The organism is Janthinobacterium sp. HH102 (assembly GCF_001758625.2).
In the GTDB taxonomy this organism is placed as follows: Bacteria; Pseudomonadota; Gammaproteobacteria; order Burkholderiales; family Burkholderiaceae_D; genus Janthinobacterium.
In genome coordinates, this window is the sequence record NZ_CP062062.1 from 3,973,866 (window position 1) to 3,997,739 (window position 23,874).

Below are 23,874 nucleotides of genomic sequence, written 5' to 3' on the forward strand. Positions count from 1 at the left end.
AAGCGTGTAAAGGAAGCTGCGCAAATGTAAGCGGACGTATGTAAAAGCGGGTAAAAGGGCCCTGAACCGCGCCTGTTGACTGCTATCATCGGGCGATATTCACCCGAAAAAAGCACAGGCATGAGCAAGGTTTTGTTAATCGATGACGACGTGGAACTGGTCGGCATGTTCCAGGAATACCTGACGCAGGAAGGTTTCGATGCCCGCGCCGTGCATGACGGCGAAAGCGGCGCGGCCGAGGCGCTGACGGGCCTGTACGCCATCGCCATCCTCGACGTCATGATGCCGCGCATGAATGGACTGGAAACCCTGCGCCGCATCCGCGCCGGCAGCAACCTGCCCATCCTGATGCTGACGGCGCGCGGCGACGATACGGACCGTATCGTGGGCCTGGAGCTGGGCGCCGACGATTACGTGACGAAACCGTGCACGCCGCGCGAGCTGACGGCGCGCATCCGCGCCATCCTGCGCCGCGCGCAGGCGGCGCCGCACGACAGCTCGGGTCTGGCGCCGCTCACCGTAGGGCAACTGACGATGTGGCCGGAACAGCGCCGCGTTTCCTGGGCCGGCGCGCACCTGGAGCTGACAAGCACGGAATTCAACTTGCTGGAAGTGCTGGTGCGCCATGCGGGCAAGCCCGTCAGCAAGAATCAATTATCGGAACTGGGTCTGGGCCGTCCCATGGCCCGCTTCGACCGCAATATCGACGTGCACTTGAGCAGCCTGCGCCGCAAACTGGGCAGCCTGGCCGATGGCCGCTCCTGCCTGCAGACCGTGTACCGTCTCGGCTACCAGCTGATCAAGGAGTAAGCGTGGGCCGTCTGTTCTGGAAGTTTTTTCTATGCATCATGCTGGCGCAAGTGACCGCCACCATCGGCATCGGCGGCACCTTCTGGCTGAAAAACCGGGCGGCCCAGCAGGAGCGGGCCCTCGACATCGACACCAGTCCGCCCGCGCAAATGATCATCGAGGCCGCCAGCGCCACCCTGGAAGCGGGCGGCAGCCAGGCCTTGCGGCAATTCCTGGGCAAGCTCGAGCGCATGCGCGTGTTTGCCGTCGATGCGCGCGGACACGAACTGATGGGCCGCGCGGTGCATCCCGCCATGCTGGCCAAGGCGCGCGCCATGCTGGAGCAAAGCCAGGCCCATCCCGTCGTGCGCACGGTCACCGGCAGCGACGGCCAGCGCTATCTGCTGTTCCTGCCCTCGTCCGAACGCTTCCGCAATGCCGAAGCAGGCGCCGCGCGCGACACGCTCAACGCCGTCGCCATGAGCGGCCCGCGCGCCATGGGAGCCGGTCCACGGCCCCACGAAGCAGGCACTGCGCCGCCACGCGGCGAATTCGGCCGCGGCCCGCCCCCGCGCATGGACACGCCCTACCGCACCTTCATTCCCCTGGGGGCGGCCATTGCCGCCAGCCTGCTGTTTTCTTTCCTGCTGGCCTGGTATTTTGCGCACCCCATCCGCGACCTGCGGCAAGCGTTCGAGGCCGCCTCGCACGGCAATCTGGCGCCCCGTTTTCACGCCAGCGGCAAGCGCGGCGATGAATTGACGGACCTGGGCCGCGATTTCGACCGCATGACGGGCCGCTTGCGCAGCCTCATGGAAAGCCAGACACGTCTGCTGCATGACGTCTCGCACGAGTTGCGCTCGCCGCTGGCACGCCTGCAGGCCGCCATCGGCCTGGCGCACCAGCAGCCGGAAAAGATGGCCGCCTCGATGCAGCGCATCGAACGCGAAAGCGAACGCATGGATAAACTGATCGGTGAACTGCTGACGCTGTCACGGCTGGAAGCCGGCGCCGGGCAAACGGGAGCCGGGCACATGCACAGCGAAGACGTCAGCATCGCCGACCTCGTGCACGACATCGTGGACGACGCCCGCTATGAGGCGCGGGCACGCCAGTTGAACGTCGAACTGGCGGGCGATGCGGCCATGCCCGACACCAGCGTCACGGGCCAGCCAGAATTGCTGGCGCGCGCCGTGGAAAACGTGGTGCGCAACGCCGTCAAGCACAGCCCCGATGGCGGCACGGTGGAAGTGGAACTGTCGCGCATGTCCGACTGGCTGCGCATCGCCGTGCTGGACCGGGGCCCCGGCGTGGCTGGCGCGGACCTGGCGCGCATTTTCGAACCGTTCTTCCGCGCCAGTAATACCCAGCACAGCACGGATGGACACGGCCTGGGCCTGGCTATCGCCCGGCACGTCATCAACGCCCATGGCGGCCGCATCGGGGCCAGCTTGCGCAGCGGTGGCGGCTTGTGCGTGGAAATGTTGTTGCCTGTCAAAACGCCAGGCTGACCTGTCGGCAAGCCTGGCGCGTGGATGTGTTGTTACGCCTGCGTATCGATGATGCTGCCCAGGGTCGACGCGCTTGACCTGGCGGGACTCGCCACGGTCTCGGCACTGCTGGCCGTTTGGGAATCGCCTTGCGCCGCCTTCTGCGCGGCTGCCGCCTGTAGCTGGGCAATTTGCGCCTGCAAGGCCTGGATTTGCTGCGCCAGCTGCTGCTGCAGCTTTTGCGACGCGTCCGTCTGCTCGCCCTTCTGCGACTCCGTCAACTGTTTTTGCGCCGCCGTGATCTGCTTTTGCAGCGCCGCGATCTGCGCACTGCTGCCCGCACTGGCGCTGCCGGCCGCGCCGACTGTACCGCCTGCGCTGCCGGAACCGATTGCCGCTACCATATTGCCTCCCTGATTATTCAACACCTTATTATCGGCGCGCAAGGTACTCAATACAGGGCGGCAAGTGTAAAGGCGGGTAAAGCCATGTAAAGACGCCGCGCGCACCATCCAATTGCACACCAGCAAGAAAAACTGGCACACTGGCGCTTCCTGCCTTGACCACGATCCATGATGATGACGCCCCTGCTGCCCGCCCTTCCCGACCTCGTGCCCCGCCAACGCTGCGGCGTGATCGAGTTTCCCGTCCACCACATGCGTGGCGGCACATCGACGGGCCTGGTCTTGCACGGGGCCTGCGTGCCGGCCGAGCAAACGCTGCGCGAGGAATTGCTGCGCCACCTGATGGGCGTGCCCCAGTCCGGCCGGCAGCCGGGCAACCGGCAAATCACGGGCATGGGTCGGGGCGCGCCCACCAGCAATAAAGTCTTCCTCGCCGAGGTGGAACAGCATGCGGGCCAGCCGCGCCTGGTCAGCACCCTGGCCCAGCTGGCTGGCGAACACGGCGATATCGACTGGAGCGTGAACTGCGGCAATATGTCGTCCGCCCTGCAACTGTGGGGACTGGACAGCGGCGTGATCGAGGCGCTGGCCATCGGCGCGCACGATATCGATATCCGCAACACCAACACGGGCGTCATCACCACCTCGCGCATGGCGCGCGAACGCGACGGCAGCTTTACGGCCGCCAGCATTCCTGGCGTGACCGGCAACTTCCCCCGCGTGGACCTGTTCCTGCGGCAGCCGGCAGGCGCCAAGACGGGCAAGTTATTACCAACAGGCAATGCGCAGGATGTGGTGCACGGTTATGCGGTCTCGTGCGTGGATGTGGCCGTGCCCATGGTCATCGCGCCAGCGAGCCAGTTCGGCAAGACGGCGCACGAGTCCATCGCGGAACTGGAAGCGGACACGGCGTTCATGCAGGCGATCCGCCAGGTGTGGAGCGCGGCGGGTCTGCTGATGGGCTTGCGCAAGCGCGATGGCGGCTTGATGACGTTGGCGGAATTGGAACGCAGCGAAACCATCCCCAAGTACTGCATCGTGGGGCCGGCGGCGGGAGAGGGAAATATTGCTGTGCGCTACTTTACGCCGCAATCGGGCCACGCTTCGCTGGCCGTCTCGGGCGGCTGCTGCCTGGCGGCCGCGTGCCTGATACCGGGCACGGTGGCGCATGCGCTGGCGCGCGGCGTGCCGCCAGTCAAGCAAGCGGAAACAGAGATGGAACTGGGCATAGCCAACCCGGCCGGCATCCTGGACACCACCATCGTGGCGCGCCAGGACGGGGTGACGGGCAACATCGCCATCGACGGCGCGGCCTACCGGCGCAGCGCGCAAATCTTGCTGCGCGGCCATGTTCCCCTGTACCAGCCGTCAACGGCGCTGAAGGCGTGGCTGCTGAAACAGATTTAAAGCAGGACTGGCGCCCTGCCCGTTCCAGCAATCAATCAGGTCTTCGGCAATGTCACGCCCACCTGGCCCTGGTATTTGCCGCCGCGGTCCTTGTACGAGGTTTCGCACACTTCGTCGGATTCGAAGAACAGCACTTGCGCCACGCCTTCGTTGGCGTAGATTTTCGCCGGCAACGGTGTCGTATTCGAAAACTCCAGGGTCACATAGCCTTCCCATTCCGGTTCGAACGGGGTGACGTTGACGATGATGCCGCAACGCGCATACGTGCTCTTGCCCAGGCAAATCGTCAAGACGTTGCGGGGAATGCGGAAATATTCCACGGTACGGGCCAGCGCGAAGGAATTGGGCGGGATGATGCAATAACCCTTGCCCGACACATCAACGAAGTTATTCGCGTCAAAATCCTTGGGATCGACGATGGTGGTGTTGATGTTGGTAAACAACTTGAACTCGTCGGCGCAACGGATGTCATAGCCATAGCTGGAGGTGCCGTAGGAAACGATGCGGTTGCCGTCGCGTTCCTTGACCTGGCCCGGTTCGAACGGCTCGATCATGCCCGTTGTTTCCGCCATGCGGCGTATCCATTTATCGCTTTTAATCGTCATCGCAGCAGTATCTTTCTAGAATATCGAATGGCGGGGGCGGCGCGCCAGGTGCAGGCGCGGCCCGAATGGCAGGATTTTACGCGAAAATCCGCCGCTGTTGGCCCCCATCCCCTGAAAATCCTTGGCGGAAGGCTATTGTTTCGCCAGCAATGCCGTGATCATCTCGCGCACCACTTGCGCCGTCAGTTCCGGGTTTTCCATGGGAAACAGATGGCCGCCCGGCACCTGGCGGAAAAACTTGCCGACCAGTTTGCGCGTGGCCGTCAAGCCCGCCTGGCGGCATTCCACCGATTCCGTGCCGCCGATAAAGCCGATGGGCACGGGAAACCCATCCTTGACGAGGCCGCCGATATGGTGCGGCAAGCTGCGGTAGACCTGCGTTTCCACTTCGCGCGTAAAACGCAGCTGCACCCCGTCCGGATGGGGAGCCAGGCCGCTGTCGATGTAATCGCGCAAGACTTGCGGCGCCCAGATGGCGAACATGTCCTTGGCCGCGAAGTGTTCATACGCGGCTTGCGCATCGGGCCACAGCTTGCGCCGCCTGGCGGAAAAACGCGAGGGGGAAAACCGCTCGCCCAGCGCCGTGTTGCGCGCCAGGCGCACCAGCAAGGCGCGCCAGCCCGCCACCACGGGCGAATCGAGCAAGACCACGCAACGCACCAGGTCGGGCCGCTGCTTGGCCACCATCACGCTGAGCATGCCGCCCAGCGAATGGCCGACGAGGATCACGGGCGCGCTGTAGCGGCGTTCCAGGTCGTCGATGTACTCGCGCACCAGCTCGGGCCAGCCCGTGCTGACGGGGTAATCCGGATCGTGCGCATGCATGTCGAGCGCCTGCACGGTGTAGTGCTGGCCCAGCAAGCCGAACAGCTTGCGGTAGGTGCCGGCAGGATAACTGTTGGCGTGGGCAAAGTGCAGTTGCGGGAGGGTCATCGTGGAACGAGGCCGGTGAATGCGATAGGCAATTGTAATGGCATGCCGGCAAGACGGATCAGAGGAAGACCTCTAATTTGCGAGCTGGCAGCGGGCGCGCTGGCGCCATGCCGGGCACGAACGAGGCCAGTACTTCGCCCAGCTCGGCGTTGGAATCGACCACGCAAAAAGCATCGTCAAACGCATGGTGGCGGTTCATGGGATTGCGCACGACGATGCATTCCAGCCCGGCCGCCCTGGCGGCGCGCAAGCCGCGCGGCGAGTCTTCCACGGCCACGCAGTCGGCGGCGGCCAGGCCCAGGCGCTGCAAGCCCAGCCGGTAGCCGTCGGGCGCCGGCTTGCTTTCGCCATACATTTCGCGCGTCAGCACGAAGTCGAAGTGGCTGAGCAAGCCCGTGGCCGCATGGCTGATGCGGAAATGCTGTTCGTAGGCACTGGTGACCACGCCCATGGCCACGTGCGGGCGCAGCGCCGCCAGCACTTGCCCGATGCCGGGGATGGCCAGCTGGCCCGCCTGGCGCAGGCGTTGCGCAAACAGCACGGTGCGCTCGGCCCGCAGGCGCTCGACCAGTTCGATGGCATGGCCCTGCCCCAACAGCAGATGCCAGGCGCCGTAATTATTGTCCAGGAACCAGTCAAAGAATTGCTTCGGCGTCAAGTCTATGCCGTAGGGCAAGAGCAAGTCGCGGTTGCTTTCGTAAAACAGCTGCTCGGTATCGACCAGCACGCCATCGTTGTCCCACAGCACGCCCCGGATGGTTTTCATGGCTTGTTGTCGTTCAAAAACTTACTTGAAGAAGATGTCGTAGGACAACTTCACGATCAGCAGCACCAGCAGCACGAGGAAGAGGATGCGCACGAAGGCGGCGCCGCGGCGCACGGCGATCCAGGTGCCCGTCAGGGCGCCCAGGATATTGCACACGGCCATGGGCGCCGCCACCGCATACACCACGTGGCCGGCGGGAATGAAGAAGGCCAGCGCGGCCACGTTGGTGGCGATATTCACCAGTTTCGAGCAGGCCGAGGCGAGGATGAAATCGAAGCCGAAGACGCGGATGAACAGGAAAATCAGGAAACTGCCCGTGCCCGGCCCGAACAGGCCGTCATAAAAGCCGATGGCGCCGCCGATGACGATGGCGAGGACGCGTTCGCGCGGGCCAATGGGGCGCGCTTCGCGCGTCGTGCCGAAATCCTTCTTGATGAAGGTGTAGATCGCCATGATGATGATCAACACCAGCACCATGGGGCGCACCACTTGCTGCGGCACGTAGGACACAGCGGCCGCGCCGATGAAGGACATGACGAAGGCGCTGGCCACGGCGGGCAGCACCAGCAGCCACGGGATGTGCACCTTGCCGACAAAGGAGCGGGCGGCGAACGTGGTGCCGCAGGCGGACGCCAGCTTATTCGTGCCCAGCAAGGACGTCGAGGCCATGTTCGGCATCAGGTTGAACAGGGCCGGCAGCTGTATCAGCCCGCCCCCGCCCACGGCGGCGTCGATCAGGCCGGCAAAGAAGGCGAATAAACACAGCAGCGAGATGGTCAGCATGATAGGCAATATGGAATGGGCGACAGCGGCAGTATAGGCGGCAGTCACTTTTTCGGATGCAACTTCAAATTGCGGAAAACGCAATCAGCCGTAACGCTTGACGGAATGCGCCCCATGCGGTCTACTGGCCTCTTTTGCCGGGAGCGACGCGATGTCGATGAAACTGATGTGGGAGATCCGCGCCTTTTGCACCGTGGTGGAAAAGCGCAGCTTCATCCATGCGGCGCGCATGCTGGGGCGCTCGCCGTCGGCCGTCACGCGCGCCATCCAGTTCCTCGAAGACGCCATCGGCGCCGAGCTGATCCTGCGCACGCAAAAGCAGTTCACCCTGACGACGGCCGGCGAAACCTATTACGCGTCGGCCAGGCACTTGCTGGAAACGCAGGCCGAGGCGGAAGAGCAGCTGGCAGAGCTGAGCAACTCGCCGCAAGGCTGGGTGCGCCTCTCGGCGCCGGAAATTTTGTCGCTGGGCTTCCTGCCGAAAGTGGTGGCGCAATTTTCGCGCGACTATCCGAACGTGTCCGTGGACATCCATTTCTCGGACAAATCGATCGACCCCATCCAGGAAAAGCTCGATTTCGCCATCCGCGGCGCCTTCCCCCAGTCGAGCGAGCTGATCGGCTATCCCCTGTGGAATTACCGCCGCTACATGTACGCCTCGCCCGACTATATCGCCCACATGGGCGCGCCCGAGGAACCGGAAGAGCTGGCCGGCCACGACGTCATCATGCACTCGGCCCCCCGCATTTTGCGCGACTGGCATTTCGTTTCCACCGAGCGCAACGTGCGCTACCAGGTGCAGCCCCGCTTCCGCTTCACTTCCGGCATCGCCACCTTCCAGGCGGCCCTGGAAGGCGCTGGCATCGTGCGCCTGGCCAGCTGGCTGGCGGAACCGGCCGTGGCGGCAGGCACCCTGCGCCGGGTCTGCACGGCATACCGGCTGACCTCGTCGAAGGAGCTGGACCCGAGCATCCATGCCGTGTATGGCACGTCGAGGATGGCCAAGGGGGCAAGGTTATTTCTGGAATATGTGCGGCAGCGAGGGCTGGAAATACCCGATGAACGGGCAAGTTAGCATCTATTTCGCGGCGATGACGTCGCTATACACGGCGAACTGCGCGCCGTCGAAAACAAAGGCGGCCACCTCGCGCATGCCCAGTCGTTCATGCGCACGCAGCGAGCCGATATTGTCGCGCCGGATGAACAGCACCGCCTCCGCGCCCCCATGCCGCGCACGCATGGCAGAGTACAACAGCGCCAGCAAGCCCTGCCCCCGCTCCGAGTCCGCGATGCAGACGGGGCCATACACATAGGCCTTGTCACTTCCCCGATACGCGGCCAGCATGGCCAGCACCACGGGCGCCTGCGCGGTGGCAGCTGCATTGCTGAACAACACGCCAACGACAGGCCCGTCGGCTGCGCGCCGCGCCACAATGACGGGCGATTCGCCATCCGCCATGCTGGCCACCTTGTCGCGCGAAAACTCGCCCGTCAGGCTGCCGCCCTGCGAGGGGGAATTAGCTTGCAACAAGGTCGTGATGGCGTCGATGTCGGCGGCCTGGGCCAGGCTGATCAGATAATGGCTGCTTAAATGGAACAATCAACGCTCCTCGATTGGGTTCTTCCGTTGAGATGCTGCTGAAGCGAATATGAAAACAGCTAGTGTGCAACTGCACAGTCCGCCACCTTGCTGGCCTTGGCGGCATCGGCCACCTGTACGGCGCTGCGCTTGACATCTCCCCACAGGTAAAAGATGAGAAAAATTCCCACCAGTGGAAAAATAAAGTGCAGGACCTCGTACTTTTTTTGCAGTGCAGGACACTCTTCGCCAGCGCAGCTCTTCTTTCGCCATAGCCCCACCACGCCGTAGCGACATAAATAAATAACTGCGTTCATCGTCACTGCGAGTATCCACACTATCGAAATAATAAGGAGGCTGAATAACCATTGTCCGATATTCGGCAGAAAACTCGTCGTCAGCACGTCCGAAAAGACGAGCGACAATAACATCCCGGTGCTAATTGACACTGTATGCGAGATGCCATGTATGACAGGCACCAGCACTTTCTGCCTGAAAAAAAGCCCCCACTCGGCAGTCAACAACATGGTGCATGCCACCAGAAAAAGGACAAGATTGAACAAGGGCGCTGGAATATCCTGGTAATGCACAATGAATTTGCGCTGTAGCGATTTGGCCATATCATTGAAAGGCTGATCACTCGTAAATTGCAATCCAAACAAGATCAAGCCAGTAAACAAGCCGCTCGCGATACCAATACCCGTATGCTGTATCGCCTGCGCCAACGCTGGCGAAATCCCCTCCACATAACGTAACCCTTGATCCCACCGAATCGAACGCAAGCGCCGGTAAGCAGCGTCGGCCTTCGCCAGCAAGCGCTCGAAGGGATTGCATTCATCGCACATAATGGGTCTCCTGTCCGGCATCCGATGCGGCGCACTACCTTATCGCCCATGCCAATACCGTGGCCGGCTGGCCCGGTACAACGTCGCGTCGATATCGTCGCCAAATTCCAGCACCACCGCCCCCGTCACATCCGTGCGCAGCCGCGCAATGCCCATGTCGCCATAGCGCGCATACACTTGCGGCTTCGGATGTTTGTAGCGGTTCCGGTGCCCGACCTGGAAAATCGCCAGGGCCGGATGGACGGCGTTCAGAAAGGCCGGTGTCGACGAGGTGCCGCTGCCGTGGTGCGGCGCCAGCAGCACGTCGGCGGCCAGGTCGCCATCGGCCGAGCGCGCCAGCAACTGTGCTTCCTGCGCCGCCTCGATGTCGCCGGCCAGCAAGATGGCATGCTTGCCTGCCGTGATTTTCACGGTGCAGCTGCGGGCGTTCGGCGTCAAGCTGATGTCCGTGCGGCTGGCGGGCAACGGGTGCAGCATGGCAAAGTGCACGCCTTCCCAGGTCCAGCTTTGACCGGCCACGCAATGCAGATACGGACGCCCGGCTTGCCGCCGGGCCTCGACGGCCGGATGGCCATCGAACAGCGACGAGGCCAGCCAGCCCACGTCTATGTTTTCCAGCAGAGAGATAGCGCCGCCCGCGTGATCGAGGTCACTGTGGGAAATGATCACGCCGTCGAGCGTAGCGATGCCCCGTGCGCGCAGATACGGCACGATGACACGGCTGGCGCCGTCGGCATCGAGGCTGTAGGCGGGCCCCGTGTCGTACAACAAGCGGTGTCCATGCGTTTCCACCAGCACGGCCATGCCTTGTCCCACATCAAAGGCCGTGATCCACATCTGGCCCGGTGGCGGGCTGGACGGCAAGGCCGTTAGCAGGGGCAGCCAGCCCAGCATGCCGGCCCAGCGGTGCGGCCATCCGCGTGGCGCCAACAGCCAGGCCGTGCCGAACAGTGCCCAGCAAAAACTCCACATTGGGGGCGCGGGCGCCGTCCAGACGGCGAAGCGGCGCGCACCGAGCCAGTCCAGCACCTGCGCCAGCATCTGCACGACGGCATGCGCCAGCAGCAACAACCCGTCGCACAAAGGCGCCGGCAGCAGGCTGCCCGCCAGGGACAGGGGCGTGACGATCAGGCTGATGACGGGTATGGCCAGCGCGTTGGCCACAGGGCTGACCAGCGACACTTGCGAAAACAGCAGCATCGTCAACGGCACCAGCCCCACCGTCACCACGTATTGCGTATGCGCACCGAGCGCCACGGCCGCGCGCAGGCGGCGCCAGCGGCTGGCGTTCTGCGGCAAAGGCGCCGTGGTGCGGCCTGCCGTCGCGTACAGCATGGTGGCAACGGCGCCGAACGACAGCCAGAAACCGGGCCACAGCACGGCCCAGGGATCGAGCAGCACGACCACGCCCAGCGCCAGACACAGGATATGGACGATGCTGGTGATGCGCCCCAGCCACAGGGCCAGCGCCACCACCAGCAACATATATAAAGTGCGCTGTGCGGGCACGCCGAAGCCGGCCAGCAGCACATACACCAATGCCGCCAGCGCGCCGGCCAGCGCCGCCACCTTTTGCGCCGGCAGCAGCAAGGGCAGCTGCCGGTCCGTGAAAAACGAGCGCCGCCACAGCGCGCCCGCACCAAGGGCGAACAGTCCCGCGATCATCGTGATGTGCAGGCCGGAAATCGAGATCAAATGACTGACGCCCGTGCGGTTGAACACCTGCCAGTCCGACTGGGGAATGGCGCGCTGGTCGCCCACCACCAGCGCCACGATCACGCCCGCATACTGTTTTCCGTCAAGGCTGCGCAGTATGCGCGCACGCAAGGCCGCGCGGCTGGCCTCTACCACGTTGCCGAAACCGGGCACGAAGGCGGCCAGGCGCACGTTCGGCGTATCCGCGCGCGGCTGCGGCCGCACGTAGCCGGTGGCGCGCACGCCCTGCTCCAGCAGCCACGCCTCGTAATCGAAACCTTATTCCGCCACCCACTTTTCATAATATGTACTTGACAGGAGGAAACTCAAATCCCATCATGCCCGCCTTATTCTACATGCCACTTTTCGTTCTATGTTTTATACCGTATTTTTGCCTGATGAAGACTCGATGAGAAAGGCCGGATTCGGCTATCGCGCGAAAGCGCCTGCCATATTTTGCGAGCACTGGAAATACCAAAAAGAAGTGTCGTGGTACTTACGTGACCGGGCAGCGGGCGAGGCATTTGAAATTGGCCGAAGCGTTCGTAGTTTTCCAACGGCCAGCTCGATGGATGGCTATGCGCGAGCCATGACGGATTTCCTCGAATGGTGCGACTGGGTCGGATGCAAGTGGCAAAAGGTTGAGTACCAGGCAGACTTGATCGATCGTTATCAGGTCCACATGCAATCGGGGGCGTGGGCTGTTCGCGGCGTCGGTCTAAAACCGCGAACTTATAATCTTCGTGTTGACGAAGCGTGCCACTTTTTGCGATGGGCAGCGCGAAAAGAGCTGCGTGCCAAATTCACAGTGACGACACACCGAACCTCGCTTAATTTAGGTGGCCCGTCTGCTCGGGGAAAGTCAATCGAGGTCGAGAGTCGGACCGGTAGGGTGCGGCCCGATCCGATTTCCCTGCGCATACCCAAAACCCAGGAAATCAACCGATGGCGCAACTACGTCCAAATAAGAAGAGGAGAAACGATGGCACTGATGTGTGATCTCATCATGGCCACCGGCATTCGTGAGCAGGAGTGCGCGCAATGGCGGACTTTCACCCTTCCGACAGACAAGTCCAAAAGGGTCAGCGTAGACGGGTATGTCACGGTCAAGATCGAGTACGGTGCGAAGGGAACGAAACGCAGGAATGCCAGGGACGACACGGTAGGTCCACCCCGAAATATCAGCGTCCCTACATCGCTGGCGGAGAGATTGCACGAGTATGCTGGCGCCCGCCGTACAAAATCGCGACAGGTTTATGTGAATGCAGCAAAGAACCCTGCCGAGCGAAGAAAGCGGCAGCTCGAGCGGGAGGATCGACTGTTTTTGTCGGAACACGACGGACGCCCGATCAGCGCAGATACGATATACAAGGCATGGGCAATTATGCCTGAGGAGTACATGCCATATCTCGGATGGTCCCCTCACTTGGGACGGCACTACTGGGCTTGCATGGCACTTTGGAATTCCTTTATGGAACGGGAAGCACTGTTGGCCGAAGGCGTGGTGCCCACAACCGATTGGATCACCGCAGGGGCGAATAGCGACATGCTTTTGTTAGTACAACCGCAGCTTGGTCACGTGGACGAAAAGACCACCCATGCCTATTTAGTTTGGCTGGGCCAGATGGGCAGAGCGTACTTGGGGTCGAAATCACGTGGGAACACTGACTTCACAGACTGGCTGGAGGAACCTTGTAGTGCCTGAACTAACACAGAAAAAGCGGAAAGGCCACGGCACCGCGCCGCCGGCGGAAGTCATTTCCCTCGAACCGTCAGACCCTCTCTACTTCATGACAACGCATCCGAGGAATCCAGGAGAGTTTAAATTAAGAATATTTGCGACGGGCGCAACAATGCTTGATTACCCGCCGACGCATAAGAAAAGCTTTATCCCGTATTCCGGTCGTGCAACCCTTATTGGCGAACTCGCTCCCCATATCCGCGGATTGTATGGATCATCGCCGGCAAACAGCGTTGAAACCATCATGGGCGTCCTTCGCTGGTGGTGGAGGCATCTTGACAAGTGCGAAACGATAGCACCCGTTGCAAGCGTAGGCGATCTGAATGACGTGCACTATGCTTCATATCGTGCGTCGCCAACTTCAGAGGGCTCTGCGCAGTGTTTTTTCAGGCTAGTGAGTTTGGCTCGGCAAGCTCAAGGTTTGCCGCCCCTATACTGGACCGCCATGAAGGATCCAGAACGGGTAACTGACCTCATTGCCCATGAGGACGTAAGACGCATCTACCATTTCATCAAGCGCCCCGCGTTCGATGCGTTGCTGCGATACGAAGAAGATCCGGACCGTCCGCCCGAACGGATTGAAGTCCTCTATCTTTTTACATTGTTCATCATGAGCTCCGGATGGAACGCACAGACGGCATTGGATATCGATATTGCTTCTGAGTGTGGACACGGCACGTTAAAGTGCATCATCCCTCACCCTCAAAATGATGCGTTCTGCTACGTGCAGTCCAGGAAGATACGCGCCGGCGGCTCTGTCCAGTACGCCCTGAGCAGAAAACAGTCTCAGTTGTCGCCATCAAGTATTGTGCTTGCCCTGCGCCGTCAGACTGCGACTCTGCGGCAGCGACTCATCCGTTATCTCGCCATTCTCGAATGGCAGCTCGAGCGCTGGAAAAAATATGGTGGCAAGACGCTTGTAGAGCTCAATGCGAGAAGAAAACTGATTGCCGATATTGAGCGCCAAGCCAAATCGCCATGGTTGTTTGCAAGGCAAACAGTGGTAAGCGGCAGGGGGCGAGATGTTGCCATTGCCGATATCGGGGTAGTTAGCAAGTATTCTTTGAGTTCGGATGGGCGTGTACAGACACCATTGATTGTTTGGGCCAGAAAAATCAATAGCCAACTTGCACCGGGTGAGAAGCCAATTGCCGAGCAGATGGTGCTGAGCGATTTGCGCGACGCCTATATTTCGTGGCGATGGGAACGAAGTGGTTATTCATGGCTGGACGCCATGCTTGCAGCTGGCCACAAAAGCATGGAAACTCTGAAGCGTTATCTCAACAAGAAACAGCACAAGGCAGCCTCGAGACGGGAGTTTCTCAAAGTTGGCGACGCATTATGGGAAACGATCATCGGGGTTCGCGGCACCGGTGCCGCAGCAAGTCTACCTACCGTTGTGGCAGCAAAAGTGGCCGGAGCAAGCGAGGAACAGGTGGTACGCTGGCTAAAAAGCAGAGACCAAACCTATGTCGGTACGGGATGCGCGGACTTCTATAATCCTCCCGAAATGTTCGCGCTAAATCGTCAGCCAGGCGATGGCTGTCGCGTGCAGCGGTGTACGCTGTGCGAACATGCCATCCTGCTGCATACAAGCTACCACCATTTAGCCAAGCGCCAAGTCGAACTCCTGATACATCAGTCGGCTATCTCTACGGCAAGCTGGCTTGAGTCCGATTACCCATCTGAGCTCGAGAACATCCAAATCGCGCTTTCAGTGTACAAAGATAAGGACGTGACGACCTCTATATCCTACTGGGAAGCTCAGGTTCGCGATGGAAATCATTCAGTGTTGTCCATGGAAGGATCTTATGCTTAGCGCTGTACCCAGTATCGAAAAGCAGAGTGAGACTGCAAACGCCGATCTAATTTCGGCAGAAATTTCTCGTGTTTTGCCAAGCGGGCTTACCGCGGAGCAGATCCAACACAAGGGCAAGGATGAACTGCTCGCCTTGCAGCGGCATTTCAACCTCGGGACAATTTGGGGCGAAATTCGGATTCCTGACGAATGGCTATCTGACTCGATAAGACCTGGTGCAGGCACCGTCAACCTGTACAAGCGATTGGGCACCCGAGCCACCTCGCAATCAACCTTGGAGTTGGCAGTGCTGACAGCTATGCGCATGGTGCTGCTTGCCTTCTGCTCACCTTCGAAGTCAGGACGCCAGTTCCCGGCGTATCTCGGCCCATCCAGCATTCTCACTAAACTCACCGGAGCGTGGATCAATTTTCTGAAGTTTGCGCTAGGTCAGCCAGCTGTGGACAATGGCGGGATGTTGGGACGCCTTGGAAGTTACACCTTCAAACGCACAGAATACGCAGAGGGAGAACGTTTCCGAAATTTTCACTCACGCGGCTTGTGGTGGGACCCTGTGCCAGTGATTGCGGTTTCTACGATTGCCGAGGAGTCGAACCTGTCTGCGAATGAAACGCCAGATCCATTGCCCACAAGCCCAACCACAGACCCGTATCTACCTCTTCCCGACGCATTGGTGCACCAAGTAGGTCTTCGTGCTGCATGGATAGTCAAGGACCTCATGCCTGTTTTGTTGGAGGCATATCGCAAGGTTGCGGCGGTTCAGAAATCGAATGCGCATCTGGCCACTTCAATGATAAGCCGAAGCACAACCGCATTCCTATCGGCGTACATCTGGAAGGATACGTCGGGCAAACCTATTAAAGCGTTGCCGTTCCAACTTGATGTTGAGGGTTCAGGCGTTAATCCAATCTGGCCACCGTCGAATCAAGCGTCCCTTCAGGCATACCTGCGGATGGGACAAATGGCAAATTTTTTCGTGGTCGGGCTTAGCGCCGGGCCTCGGGCAGGCGAGATCAATTCATTTACGACCAATTGTTTGAGAACAAGCCGCGACGGAATGGCCCTGGCTAACGGTCAAACATACAAACTGGTTGATCGATTCGAGGGCGAGGAACGGGATTGGCCCATGCCAAAACTCGCGGTCCAGGCAATTCAGCACCAAATCACACTGTCAAAATTGGTTACCGGATATTACTCCAACATTTTCAAAGAGGGCAAAGAGCCATTGTGGCGCACCTTTTACCATGTAAGCAAGGGCGGTGTCCTGAGCGGATCTCACAACGATGAGATGCGTAAGTTCGTAACAAATCTGGGCCTAAATGGACTACTTGATGAGCAATCTCTATCCCATCATCGATTCAGGAAAACGATTGCGCGCCTTGTAGCGCTGGCGTACGTACACGCACCCAAAATCCTAATGGACGTGTTCGGTCACAAATCCATCGAAATGACCATGCACTACATTCTCGCCGATCCGACGATCCTGGCGCAAATGCGCACGATCCGGAAGGAGTTGGTACTGATCATGGCGAAGAAGGCGATCCAAAACGCTTCCATGAACGGAGGTCCAGCAGCTTCAAAAATCCGGACCGCAGTACGCGAAATGAAATTCAGGCATGCCGATGACTACGGCGTCGATAACGAAGATGACCTCGCGATGATTCTCACGGGACAAGGGGTGTTTTGGATGCAGCCGCGACCGGGGGTCATTTGCACGAAGCTGCTCGATCAAGTCGGACCGTGCGCTAAAGGCAGAAGTCAGCCGAATCCAGCTCGGTGTCAAAGTGACTGTTCATTCCGGCTTGAGGAAGCCGACAATCGGGCGCAGGTTGATGAGACCATCGCGGATATCGTTAAAAAAATTCAGCGGGCATGGGCGCATGAAGACGAGATGCTTGCGGGAGTATGGGCGGGCCAACTGGTCACCCATGTAAAGCGATTTGACGACTTAATGGCGAAGTGGAAAACTCATCCCATCGTTAAAACGACGCTGAACAGAGAGATCAGGGGAGTGGAAGATGTCGGAGCCTAAATTGCCGCTGAATGCAGGATTGCGTGACGCTGCGGCCGCGTACGCTAAACAGAAGAGCAACCACATTGTCAAGCTGCTTCAGGACATCATGAAGACTATCGATGAGGAGATGGCCGCCAACGACAGTATCTACCCTCTCAACGCGGGCAAACTAAACCAGCGTGAATTATGTCGTCGTGCAGGCATCTCGTTCATGACCCTCCAGAGTCCGGTTCACAAGTTGACCACGCGCGTGCAGGTGGACACCTGGCTGAAGTCTAAATTAATTGTCACCAAGAAGGCTGCCGCGAAGGCTGAGGTGAACCGGACGGATCACTGGAAGGAACAACATCGCCTGGTCACTACGCAGATCTGCATTTACGAATTGCAGTTAAAAGAGAAGGACCTGATCATCGCGAAGCAGCACGAGGACTTGGAAAAAATTGAGAGTGAGCTAGCGAAAATGCGTAAGGGGCGGGTCGTGAGCATCGCTAAAAATAGATCCTTGGAGCTATAGAATGCCAAGGCCTCCGTAGGTGGACTCGCCTTTGATCGCGAGCTGCGCCGGAGCGTTCGCAATGCATACCTGCGGCAACGGAGCACCGGCGCAGACGTGCTTCCCAGGTTGCGCGACGCCGTCGTTTTGTGGGGCGGCGACGATGCCTGGACCGTGACGGGATTCGAGACGGACCCACTTACGCGGAAGGCCGTCGCGCAGTCGTGGTATGTGAAGGCGAAACCTAGCAGTGCTGATAGGTGGCATTCATGATAGGTAGTGAACGTGCGCTGAGGGGCATCTACTGCCCTACGGTGAGGCAAAAGTGAAAATAGCCGGCGCTTTCGCGCGCGAAAGTCGAGCCTGGCCCTAGCAAGGCGATTTTCACGTCGTTTTTCCCGTATTGGTGTAAAACCCGGACGTCATTCCTTTGGCTACGCTCCACTCGGGGTACAGAAGGCTGAAAACGTGGTTGATCGCCTTATGCGCCTCCCGCAGGTAATCGGCTGCCTGGGTCTCGGTTATCACCACCCCGTCGGGGCGATGCAATAACTTATTGCGCGTTTCCATTCCTGTCTTAATCACAGCCAGATAGGGTGACTTCTCGCCCAGGTAGTGCTTCATGATTTTGTCGTACAGCTTGGTTAATGGGGGCGAAGGCATTTCGAGAATAAGCAACTCGATTTCGGGATGCTTGCGGATCAAGGCTTCCTTGATTGCGAGCTCGAGAGCAATGGTAATGTCAATCCAACGAAATCGAGGCTCCGATTCCTGCATCGCCCTGAACAGATGTCGCATACCGATCAGCGGTCGGTAACCCTTGTCCAGGCCCACCTGCATCGCCGCCGCTCCGCCCGTCGAAAACGTCACCATCGCGGAGCTGCTGGTCTCGGGCGGTATCGGGACAAATTTCTCTTCGCCTTCACCGTCTGACCATGTGAAATTAGCCGCCATCCCAAGCGCATTATCGAAAATGTCGGGACGTATGAGGAAATACTTGATCGCCTCAACAACCCGGCGCGCGGCCCCGTCCAGGCTTCCGAGGACGCTCGCCAGCTCGGCCGGATAGCTCTTCACCGACACTGTAGAGGACATAAGCCAAGCGTGAAGCTCGGCGCTGACCTCGGCCTCGGCCTGGGCAACTGCATAGATCTCGCCCGCGGGGATATCAACCGCCACGTGCAATGCCCCCGAGGCGACGTGGTAGAACTCGCTCGCTTGTCCAACCGGGGGAAAAGTGCTTTTCCGTTTTTGAATCGGAAAGTGGGCGGTGAATCGTAAATTTGGCATGGTTGCGCTGACGTGGTGGACTTGCCCCATTATATCTATTGGACAACTGCCGCCCATCGGCAATGCTGACTTTCGACAGTCCACTAGCGGCGCACGCACCGTCTCGCGCAAATAATCTGTCGCGGCGCCGCCCCCTTAAGAATCCCCCAGGAGCACGGTGAGTACATGAGGACGAAGAGTACATGAGGACAGGGAGTACACGCAAATTCCCTAAGTATTTGATTAAAAATATAAAATTCTATAAAAATGCGCCATATCGCGCCGTTCAACCGAGGTTCGCTGCACCAATTCACGTACGTTCACCACCCTGAAAGTCGCTTAGGCGCTGTTCAGCCGCGTCGAATAGCGCACGTATTGCCTCATTGCTATTTTTTGTGCACAAGCCGATCATGGTGACATCCACTTTGAAAGGCAATTATGATCAACGAGAAGCAGTCCCAAGCGCGACGGATGAAAATGGCAGAACGGGCTCAGCAAAAAATGGACCTGCATTTCCCGGGCTGGCCAGAATTCTGGGTGTGGAATCGCAAGCGCGATGCAGGCTATATCAGCGTGCCGCGCATCTTGCCCATTGCCATGCAGGCCATCGATAATCATGCGACCAAAGGCTCGCCCGGCGGACACACCCTCTTTTGCCTCTGGGCGCGTTCTCCCGACCACGTGCTGGTGACAATCGAGCACCCAGCCACGTTCGCTGCCGAAGCCGGCTTCATTGGCAAGCGCGCCGTTGATACCTGGCGCAAACGCATGAAGGTTTTGCGCGACTTGGGTTTCATCATTCCGAAAAAGGGACCAAGCGGCGACTTCCACCACGTCCTGTTAATCAGCCCGATCGCTGGAGTGGAACGTATGTATCAGAACGGTCAGGTGCACGTCGACCTATACGACCGTTTCCTGGGCCGGCTCGCCGATACTGGAGCGTACGGTCAGCTTGAAGCGTTCAAGGCGGCGTGGCAGGCCGAGCGCGAAGCGGCTCTGGCGGCAGCAGGCTCTGCCGCGGCAGCTCCCCGCCTCCCCGCCTCCCCCGCCTCCGCCGCCTCCGCCATCGTCCGTGGCGCCGGCCGCCCCGCCCCCGGCCATTGCGAATACTCCGACCAGTTAGAGCTGTCGTAGTGGCACCGATCGCTGTCGTGACGCCAAAATTGGCCGTGGTATTGCGGTTTGCGGCTCAGGGTAAGTACCTATTCCGCTTCTACGCGCAACGGATAAAGCCGGTATCAGGTCGAGCATAAGGGCCCGGCCGCAATGATCTTGAAAGGATCAAAGTTATGTCGAAGTTTGCATGGATCGCCAAGGCGATCAAGGAATTTCCCGCCATATTGCCGGCGATCGCGAAGCACCCCCTGCCGGCGTGTGCACTGATGATGTTCATCATCGCGCTAGTGAGCTTGTTGCGTTAGGAATCGCTTCGGCCAGTTTGTAGGGCGCAGCTAATGCAGCTACGAAACGCTTAATGTGGTGTTAAAACACCATGTTTAAGCAGGGCGAAACGCCCCGCTGCTGCAGCATCTGCGAGGCCTACCTACACAGGCAGGCGCAGTGGGGCTCCTCGGCTTCTTAAAACTGCATGCTTACAGCGTTGGGTAAGTTATGGCAAATCTGGGCGACTTGGCTGCTTCTGACGAAGGCACAACGCCGGCTTTTGCTAAAAACCAACAGGGAGAATAATTTTTTAATTGCAACTGTCAAAATGGCAATTAATTGTTCGCTCTGACGTATGATTGGAAGTCCACTGTAGGCAAGTATGGTGGACATGCCTTCCAAGACAATGCTGTTTTACGAATGCGCCAATGACTTCTCGAAACGCTGCTGCGGTGTTTGCGGTAGCCCTTAACCGATCCGCAGATAATTTTCTCAGTCGCTGCAACCTACGCCGCTGCTGCACTGTCTGGGAGTTTGGGCGTGACGGAATGCCGGTCACGGTCGGGGCAGCAAGATAGTGTATTTCGTACCGAAGTTCGTAGGATCGGAAGAACCCGTCAACTACTGGCGAAAGGCGGCGGAAGCTTTTTGGCACCGCTACACGTTTTTCACTGAATTTGGGGGTGTAAGCCGGGCGCGCAGCCAGCGTAGGCCACCACCAGCACCTGTCCAGGAAACGGAGGTTTATTGGACTGCGCACGCTCCAATGGCTGTCGGCCGTCATGCCCGGCGCTCGCCGTCCATAAACTCAGTCCATCAAACTTGTGCCATGAACAACGACTCTCGATGAGCTTTTGGAACATTTTCAGTTGCAGTTATTCCTGGTTCGCGCCGATGGAGTGCAGGTCGGCCCCGTCAAATGCAGGTTCATTTGCAGCTAATGCTGGTTTGAGGGGGCCGTCAAATGCAGTTAATTCTGGTCGAGAATCGGCTGGAATGCAGGTCAGACCATATTCAAACGCAGGTCGTTACAGCTAATTTAAAGAATTGAGAATTTTAATGAATATAAATACTAATTTTGAGATACAGGTTGAGGTTACCGTTAAGGAAGGTGATACGAGTACAGAGCGGGGCGCGCTATTAGAGTCGCTTGCGAAGCGGATTTTAAAGGCTCTTCAGCATGAGCATGTCACGACGGATGTTCGGGTTACTGGATGCGAGCTTGATATTGTTGCGACTGACATCCAATCAGGAGCTCGAATAGCGGTTGAATGTAAGGCGTATCGAGATCGCACAATTTCTGCAGATGTCCTGACAAAGATGCTCGGCAATCTAATGGTGCACGACTTCAACGCCTCTTGGTTGATTACCACAGCTAAGCTTGGAAAAGACGCCAAAGGTATTGCAGATAAATTTAGATTAAAAAGTGTTGAGCAGCGCCTTCAACTTAGAATCTATGAGCCAGAGGAACTGGTCAAACTATTAGTTTCAGTTGGGCAGATAATTGATCCTACTAAATTGCCAATCCCGAATACTGAAAGAATATTACCTGGGCGGACGCTTTTAATTACTGACGTTGGCGAATATTGGGCGATCAGCGCTGTAGGGCCGACCTCCGGTGTGGCCGATACCGTGATGGTGTTTGATGCCCTCACTGGCGCCCAAGTTAGTAACTTACCTCTTATTCAGCAACTTTCAGAGCGTGACTCTAATCTACGCGAGCTCAACTGGGTGAGCGGATTTGATGAACTCGCGACCCTTTCTGCGCTTACTGACGCATCTTTAAGAATAGAATTAGACAACATTGCACCAGTACCGATTTCCGATGATTGGTCTGATTATCGGCCAGCTCGCCCAGAGGATTTTGTTGGGCGTGACGAATTATTAAAGACTATAACCGGATTTTTTGATGAGATTAGATCGAGAACAACGGCAACCCGTCTATTAGCCATCAAAGCTCCCTCGGGCTGGGGGAAAAGCTCGTTCCTCGTGAAATTGCGTTCGATTTGCGTTCAACAAAAATTTCGAGAAAAGATTTTTCTGTATGCCGTGGATTGCCGCACCGCAAGCTCTCCCCGGTATCCAGAACTCGCGTTGAAGCGTTGCCTTGATGAGGCAGTTCGCGAGAATTTTGTTATCGGCCCAAGTGGCGGGTGCAGGGTAGGCTCTTCTGGCGATCCATTTTCCGATCTCTCTGTTCAAAACGTATTAAAAGAGCTCCGGGAACAAAACAAGTTAATTGTTTTGTTTTTTGATCAGTTTGAGGAAATTACAACAAAACAAGAACTGTCCGATTTGTTCGTTCAAATAAAAATGCTCTGTTCCGCAGTTGAATCAGCGAATGAAAATGTCGTACTCGGCTTTTCATGGAAGACTGATGGCTCGATACCGGCCGACCATCCCGCATATCACGTTTGGCATTCCTTCGCTGACCGCCGACGTGAGTTTGAACTCCCGTTGTTTTCTAAATCAGATACGTCTCAGCTCCTCACTAGGTTATCCAAAGAACTTAAACAACCCATCGAACCAAGTCTTCGAAGATTACTTTCTGAACATTGCCAGGGTTATCCGTGGCTTCTTAAAAAATTATGTGTGCATGTTTTCAGGGTTTTGCAGACGCAGCCTGCAAGACAGCGCGAACTTCTTGAACGCGCGCTAGATGTGGAAGCACTGTTCAACAAGGACTTGGCCGATTTGGATTCAGCACAAATTGCGTGTGTTGAGAGGATTGCTTCCGACTCCCCTGCCGACCATTTTAAAATTGCAGAGCAATTTGGCGATGATGCTGTGTCCGCTCTTATACAACGAAGGCTGGTCATTCGAAGCGCAGGAAAATTGGTACTTTATTGGGATATATTTAGGGATTACGTATTGACAAAACAGGCTCCCTCGATACCAACACGGTATATGCCAACTTCCTCGCCTGTAACTATGAAGCAAGTAGTAGCGGCGCTGCCAAGTGCCAAGCAAATTTCTATTCTTTCGGCGAAAGTCGGATTACGACCAGGAACGCTCGATAACGTGGCACGCGACTTGGTAATGATGGGAGTTTGTCAATATGATAGAAAAAATGCCAAGCTTGCATTAGTACATAAAAACCAACGAGACACGCTTGCTTCGGCTTGGCGATTCTTTTCATCTCATGCATTACTGCGAAAGCTTGTGGAGCAATTCGGAAAGGGGTTCCGAGGCGTATCATTATCAACGGTTGAGTCAGTGCTAGCAAGCGAATTTGCTAGTTTTGAATATTCTGATAAGTCTTCTAGAGTGCTAACCCTACGTTTTCTATCGTGGCTGCAGTGCTTCGGTATTTTATCGATTGACGGCGAGAATTCTATTAGTCATGAAACAAATCAAATTATCCCAACCGACTTAACGCAGTTAAGAGTTGAATCGCGTAGCCGTAGTTCAAAGCCGCAATTTTTAGGAGAAGCACCGCCGGCGCGTGTACTTGAGCTTCTTGAAGCACTACAGCTACCTGGGTATAAATTAGTATCTACAGATAGAAATGCAATTCGGATATTGTATAGCTTGCGGTTGATTCCGTCTACTATGCAGCCCTTGCTTGCCGAGAAAATACCGAAAAGTCAGATTGAATCGTGGTTAGCCGGCAAGGTACTTGTTCAGCCTTCAATCCGCCTAGCTAGAGAGTTATTACGCATTAACCCTAATGTAACCGCGCTCGAGGTTGGCGAGGCCCTAACTAACGAGCGTAACATATCTGACGCGTCTAAACGGCGTTATGGACATGGTGTAATGGTCTGGGTGAATTGGATTCACGACTTGGTAGCGGGAAAATCGATCACTCAGTCGACGCTATTTGAGGAAAAAAGTTAAAAAATAATTGCGTTGCGCCGCC

At 57.8% G+C, this 23,874-nt stretch carries 19 protein-coding genes and 1 pseudogene; 11 read left to right on the forward strand and 9 right to left on the reverse strand.

Features of this window, described 5'->3' with window-relative positions:
* Positions 1-120 precede the first annotated feature (120 nt).
* Together JAB4_RS18075 and JAB4_RS18080 are read left to right on the forward strand one after the other, a co-directional pair.
* Positions 121-810 carry a response regulator transcription factor gene (locus JAB4_RS18075; protein WP_070224464.1) on the forward strand — a complete coding sequence of 230 codons (690 nt, stop codon included), beginning with the start codon at positions 121-123 and terminating at the stop codon, positions 808-810.
* 2 nt (positions 811-812) lie between these two features.
* Positions 813-2,300: an ATP-binding protein gene (locus JAB4_RS18080; RefSeq protein ID WP_070224465.1), complete on the forward strand. Its 1,488-nt coding sequence runs from the start codon at positions 813-815 to the stop codon at positions 2,298-2,300.
* 32 nt (positions 2,301-2,332) lie between these two features.
* Here JAB4_RS18080 and JAB4_RS18085 read toward each other — a convergent pair whose 3' ends face one another.
* The gene (locus tag JAB4_RS18085) at positions 2,333-2,683 is read right to left on the reverse strand and encodes a FlxA-like family protein (RefSeq protein WP_070224466.1); all 351 of its coding nucleotides are present in this window, start codon (positions 2,681-2,683) and stop codon (positions 2,333-2,335) included.
* Between the two features lie 168 nt (positions 2,684-2,851).
* Here JAB4_RS18085 and JAB4_RS18090 point away from each other — a divergent pair, with 168 nt between their 5' ends.
* The gene (locus tag JAB4_RS18090) at positions 2,852-4,090 is read left to right on the forward strand and encodes a PrpF domain-containing protein (RefSeq protein ID WP_083287414.1); all 1,239 of its coding nucleotides are present in this window, start codon (positions 2,852-2,854) and stop codon (positions 4,088-4,090) included.
* A 35-nt stretch (positions 4,091-4,125) separates the two neighbouring features.
* Here the strand turns inward: JAB4_RS18090 and dcd are convergent, their stop codons facing one another.
* The 4 genes from dcd to JAB4_RS18110 all read right to left on the reverse strand — a co-directional run bounded on the left by dcd (position 4,126) and on the right by JAB4_RS18110 (position 7,177).
* Positions 4,126-4,695 (reverse strand): dCTP deaminase, encoded by a 570-nt coding sequence (dcd, locus tag JAB4_RS18095; protein WP_034755486.1) that lies wholly within the window; start codon positions 4,693-4,695, stop codon positions 4,126-4,128.
* Between the two features lie 132 nt (positions 4,696-4,827).
* Positions 4,828-5,628, reverse strand: coding sequence for an alpha/beta hydrolase (locus JAB4_RS18100; protein WP_070224467.1), 801 nt, complete (start codon positions 5,626-5,628; stop codon positions 4,828-4,830).
* Positions 5,629-5,686: 58 nt separating this feature from the next.
* Complete coding sequence (locus tag JAB4_RS18105; RefSeq protein WP_070224468.1) at positions 5,687-6,394, reverse strand: HAD family phosphatase; 708 nt, start codon at positions 6,392-6,394, stop codon at positions 5,687-5,689.
* A gap of 21 nt (positions 6,395-6,415) precedes the next feature.
* Entirely contained in the window at positions 6,416-7,177 is a 762-nt protein-coding gene (locus tag JAB4_RS18110) for a TSUP family transporter (RefSeq protein WP_070224469.1), read from the reverse strand.
* 151 nt (positions 7,178-7,328) lie between these two features.
* On the opposite strand from JAB4_RS18110, the gene JAB4_RS18115 reads away from it, so the two are divergent.
* On the forward strand, positions 7,329-8,252 hold the full coding sequence (locus tag JAB4_RS18115) for a LysR family transcriptional regulator (RefSeq protein WP_070224470.1): 924 nt from the start codon (positions 7,329-7,331) through the stop codon (positions 8,250-8,252).
* A gap of 3 nt (positions 8,253-8,255) precedes the next feature.
* Here the strand turns inward: JAB4_RS18115 and JAB4_RS18120 are convergent, their stop codons facing one another.
* The 3 genes and pseudogenes from JAB4_RS18120 to JAB4_RS18130 all read right to left on the reverse strand — a co-directional run.
* Positions 8,256-8,777 carry an N-acetyltransferase gene (locus JAB4_RS18120; protein WP_083287415.1) on the reverse strand — a complete coding sequence of 174 codons (522 nt, stop codon included), beginning with the start codon at positions 8,775-8,777 and terminating at the stop codon, positions 8,256-8,258.
* Between the two features lie 59 nt (positions 8,778-8,836).
* Entirely contained in the window at positions 8,837-9,601 is a 765-nt protein-coding gene (locus JAB4_RS18125; RefSeq protein WP_070224471.1) for a hypothetical protein, read from the reverse strand.
* A gap of 39 nt (positions 9,602-9,640) precedes the next feature.
* Positions 9,641-11,575 (reverse strand): annotated as a pseudogene (locus JAB4_RS18130) (DNA internalization-related competence protein ComEC/Rec2); the annotation flags it as partial.
* A 130-nt stretch (positions 11,576-11,705) separates the two neighbouring features.
* Between JAB4_RS18130 and JAB4_RS18135 the strand changes: the two are divergent.
* The 4 genes from JAB4_RS18135 to JAB4_RS18150 are packed head-to-tail and all read left to right on the forward strand — an operon-like array spanning position 11,706 to position 17,384.
* Positions 11,706-13,001 (forward strand): site-specific integrase, encoded by a 1,296-nt coding sequence (locus tag JAB4_RS18135; RefSeq protein ID WP_139143847.1) that lies wholly within the window; start codon positions 11,706-11,708, stop codon positions 12,999-13,001.
* Complete coding sequence (locus tag JAB4_RS18140) at positions 12,994-14,856, forward strand: hypothetical protein (protein WP_139143848.1); 1,863 nt, start codon at positions 12,994-12,996, stop codon at positions 14,854-14,856. The genes JAB4_RS18135 and JAB4_RS18140 overlap by 8 nt, the downstream gene beginning before the upstream one ends.
* On the forward strand, positions 14,813-16,888 hold the full coding sequence (locus tag JAB4_RS18145) for a tyrosine-type recombinase/integrase (protein WP_083287416.1): 2,076 nt from the start codon (positions 14,813-14,815) through the stop codon (positions 16,886-16,888). Before JAB4_RS18140 ends, JAB4_RS18145 begins: the two co-directional genes overlap by 44 nt.
* The gene (locus tag JAB4_RS18150) at positions 16,875-17,384 is read left to right on the forward strand and encodes a hypothetical protein (RefSeq protein ID WP_139143849.1); all 510 of its coding nucleotides are present in this window, start codon (positions 16,875-16,877) and stop codon (positions 17,382-17,384) included. Before JAB4_RS18145 ends, JAB4_RS18150 begins: the two co-directional genes overlap by 14 nt.
* 363 nt (positions 17,385-17,747) lie before the next feature.
* On the opposite strand, the gene JAB4_RS18155 is transcribed toward JAB4_RS18150, so the two are convergent.
* Positions 17,748-18,653, reverse strand: coding sequence for a hypothetical protein (locus JAB4_RS18155; RefSeq protein ID WP_139143850.1), 906 nt, complete (start codon positions 18,651-18,653; stop codon positions 17,748-17,750).
* A gap of 417 nt (positions 18,654-19,070) precedes the next feature.
* Between JAB4_RS18155 and JAB4_RS18160 the strand changes: the two genes are divergently transcribed.
* The 3 genes from JAB4_RS18160 (at position 19,071) to JAB4_RS18165 (ending at position 23,852) form a co-directional block, all read left to right on the forward strand.
* On the forward strand, positions 19,071-19,766 hold the full coding sequence (locus JAB4_RS18160; protein WP_193725203.1) for a hypothetical protein: 696 nt from the start codon (positions 19,071-19,073) through the stop codon (positions 19,764-19,766).
* A gap of 155 nt (positions 19,767-19,921) precedes the next feature.
* Complete coding sequence (locus JAB4_RS30955; protein WP_265334667.1) at positions 19,922-20,053, forward strand: hypothetical protein; 132 nt, start codon at positions 19,922-19,924, stop codon at positions 20,051-20,053.
* A 1,021-nt stretch (positions 20,054-21,074) separates the two neighbouring features.
* Positions 21,075-23,852: a restriction endonuclease gene (locus JAB4_RS18165; protein ID WP_071650186.1), complete on the forward strand. Its 2,778-nt coding sequence runs from the start codon at positions 21,075-21,077 to the stop codon at positions 23,850-23,852.
* The last annotated feature ends 22 nt before the right edge of the window (positions 23,853-23,874 follow it).